2 protein-coding genes are annotated in these 3,284 nt (G+C 68.6%); both read left to right on the plus strand.

Features of this window, described 5'->3' with window-relative positions; all coding sequences use genetic code 11:
• The first annotated feature begins 496 nt into the window (after positions 1–496).
• Entirely contained in the window at positions 497–1,489 is a 993-nt protein-coding gene (locus BLW04_RS25045; RefSeq protein WP_175484301.1) for a DUF4238 domain-containing protein, read from the plus strand.
• Positions 1,490–1,667: 178 nt separating this feature from the next.
• The gene (locus tag BLW04_RS25050) at positions 1,668–2,591 is read left to right on the plus strand and encodes a hypothetical protein (protein WP_139307038.1); all 924 of its coding nucleotides are present in this window, start codon (positions 1,668–1,670) and stop codon (positions 2,589–2,591) included.
• Positions 2,592–3,284: the final 693 nt, after the last annotated feature.

Consider the following 3,284-nt stretch of genomic DNA (forward strand, 5'->3'; position numbering starts at 1 on the left):
CGACAAATACGCCACCACCTACCTCGGCGGTGTCCTCCTCGGCTGCATGATCATCCATCACCGCGTCCGCAGTTAGCAGACACGCTCTAGACGGGGCGGCCTACCGACGGCGCTACGGCCTGCCGCTGCGCCGGTCGCTGACCGCGCCGGGGCTGCGGTCCAGCCGCGCCCACGAGGGCCGCCGCCGGTACACCAACAACGGCGGAGTGCGCGCCGGCCTGGTCCACGGTCAGCGGCGGACTGACCGCCTCGGCGATGAGCGACCGGCGCGCATCCGTGCGCTCGGGCTCTCATTCGTAGAGGACTGCCTGTGTAGTCGCTACATCGAGCACGGCTGGACGGTGCACGCCATCGACGCGGAGCTGCACACCGGCCGGCGGGTGCTCCCTCGGCTGCTGGACGCCGCGGAGGTCCCGCGCCGCCGGCCCGGGGGCGTGAGACGACGGAACGCCGGCACCACGGACGGTGCGGTCGGCAGTTGTGGAACGGCAGGACGGTGAGCACGAACGACCACACCGTGCCGCAGTTCTACCTGCGCCGGTTCGCGCGCAGGACCACGGGCAAGTCCGCCCAGCTGATGGCCGCAACGGTGGACCGCCTCGACGCCGCCTTTCCGACCAGCCCGCGCAACGTCGCGGCTGTGAACGGCTTCCACTGGGGCACCGACCCCGAGGGCGTGCCGCACCACACAATGGAGGGCTTGATGACCTCCGTCGAGAGTGCGGCGGCGCCCGCGTTCAGCGAGGTGCTCGATACCGCCTGGGCACTGCCTGAACGCTGGCCACCCACCATGCGCACCAGAGTGTCTCTTTCCTGGTGGGTCGCAGCGCAGATTTTGCGCACCACCCGGCAGCGCCACCGCGTCGACCATCTCGCTGGGGAGGCCGCCGAGGGCGGTCTCGTCGAGGCGCTGACCCCCACGGCCGGTCCCCTGCACAGGTTCGCGCGGAACAACCGCCACCTTTCGTTCATCGGCGAGCAGCTCGCGCCGCTGGCCGCCATCATCGGCCGCAAGCCCTGGGGCATCGGCTTCAGCGACGTCTGCCTCCCGACCTCGGACGTCCCCGTCGTGTTGATGAGCAGCCAGGATGACGCGAACCAGCTGCTGTCCGTCGCCTACTGGGACGTCCTGGTGCCCCTGGACCCGCACAGGTTCCTGTTGATGACCAGGCCCGGGTCTCAGGACGACCCGGCGACGTGGGTGGACCACCGTCTAAAGATGGACGGCGGCATGGGCGTCTTCCTCACGGACATGCTGTGGTCGGCGGCCGAGCGGCACATGTTCTGGCACCCCGACCACGAACCCCAGGGACTCCCGGAGTCGCACACGCGAGGACCGCGCTTGCCACGACCCTGGGCCGGGGACACCCACAGCCCGCCGCAGATGATCATGGAGTACGGCGCGATGCCGCTCGGCACCACCGTCGAGCGGCGATGGATGGAACACCCGACACGCGACGCGGGACGAGACCACCGGGTGCCCTCGTGACCCGATTCCTCATCGTTTCGAGAACCCCGCATCAAGGGTTCACCTGCGGTTTCACCCGGAATCCTGAGGTGGTGGACCGTTGAGGCGAGGACACAACGGAAGCCGGCGTGCTGCACTGGGTCACAGGAACAGTCGGCCCCGTCACCCGGGGTGAACGGCGAGGAGAACGGTGCGATCGATGAGCAACGTCCGAGGCGGAAACGACGAGGGACACCGCCGGGTGGGCCAGCGGAGCCAGGACTCTTTCGCGGAGGTAATCCCCGAGCCGCTCGAGCCGACTCGCCGCGTGTGCGCTGCCCAGGAACGGGAGAGGCGACGGGTCGCGGCGCTGCACGACCACGTGCGCCGCGACGCCCACCTCCGAGTGGACGCCGCACGGACTTCCGTCGTCGCGTCGATGAACCGTTCGGCGTCCCCGCTGTCCGCAGACCTCGTCAAGCAGCTGAATGCGCCGTTCTACCGGGCCGCCGTGGACGCCCTGGCTCCCGCCGTCGAGTCAATGAACCGTGCGGTGTCCCGCGCCGCCGTGGACGCCCTGGCCCCCGCCGTCGAGTCGATGAACCGTGCGTGGTTGCCGCTGTACGCCGAAATTTTGAAGAAGGTGACCGGCCCGGTCATTGAGGCGGCCAACGACACGTTGGCCGGGCAGGTGGACGACCTTGTTCAGCGCCTGTACTCGCAGGTGCTGACCTGCGCGATGCCCGCCATCGAGGAGGCGGCGGGCGCGCTGGCCGACTCCGACTTGACGATTGTCGACGCCGAGGACGACACCGGTGTGGCGGACTGGTACGACGCGGGCGAGTTCGCCTCGACGCTCGACGCGTTCATTGCCGTCGGCCTCACCGGCCGGGACCTCGTCGTCAACACGTGGGCCGTCGCGCAGCTGGCGACCGTTCGCCAGGTTCAGCAATTGTGGGGTCGGAAGGCGGCGCGGATGACGCTCGCCGTGTTCATCTCTGCCGCCGTGACAGTCGCCGTCGCGGCGTGGCTCGTCGACAACGGGGACAAGTCCGTCTCGGAGGCGTTCACCACGGCCGCGGTAGGCACGTTCGGCATCCTCGCCGTGCTCCTGGCAGTCTGGAATTCGATCGGCGGAGAGTAACCGGACGACGCGAGGGAAGACGCCGGCCCGAGCAGACGACGCCCGGGACGAACGCATCGTCCGGCTCGCATGAGCCGTCCCTTACCCGGGGCGCGCGCCCACGGCGACACGACTCTCGGCGCCAGCTCGGAGGCATGGGCGCGCGAGCATCCCGACGCGCAGGAAAGTGGCTGACTCGAGTACTCAAGGAGCGTCGTAGGAGCCGGAACGGCGAGCGCGCCCCACACAGGCCCGCTGTTGCTGCTATGGATGCCCGGCCGGCTGCAAGCCGGCCCTCCACGGTCCGGTTGCGTTCACCGAGCTGGTGCCGCCCGTCCGTCATTTGCTACGCGACTTCGGCCCGAGCCGCGCCAGCCACCGGGCGATGACGGTGTAGACGACGTGAGGGGGTGCCCTCCCACCACCTTCGCAACCTGCGATGCAACGGGCCTTATAGGTGCATTCGGGCACATGCACTCATGCATCACTGTCAATCAACGGTGAGTTTTGAAGATCGCTCGACTTACCTGCGTCGGTGCTTTCGTCGACTAGCACCACCCGTCGCCTTCGGCCCTCCAGGTCCCTGCGATCCTTACTGAAGTCGGGATCCGCAACATAAGCGGCTCTTCGAACTTGAGGGGGAAGAAGGACATGATCTTGTGAGGATCGCGGCCTCGGGCTGAGAAGCCCGTGGCCCCTCGATGCTGACGGTGG

It is taken from the genome of Modestobacter sp. DSM 44400, from assembly GCF_900107175.1.
In the GTDB taxonomy this organism is placed as follows: Bacteria; Actinomycetota; Actinomycetes; order Mycobacteriales; family Geodermatophilaceae; genus Modestobacter.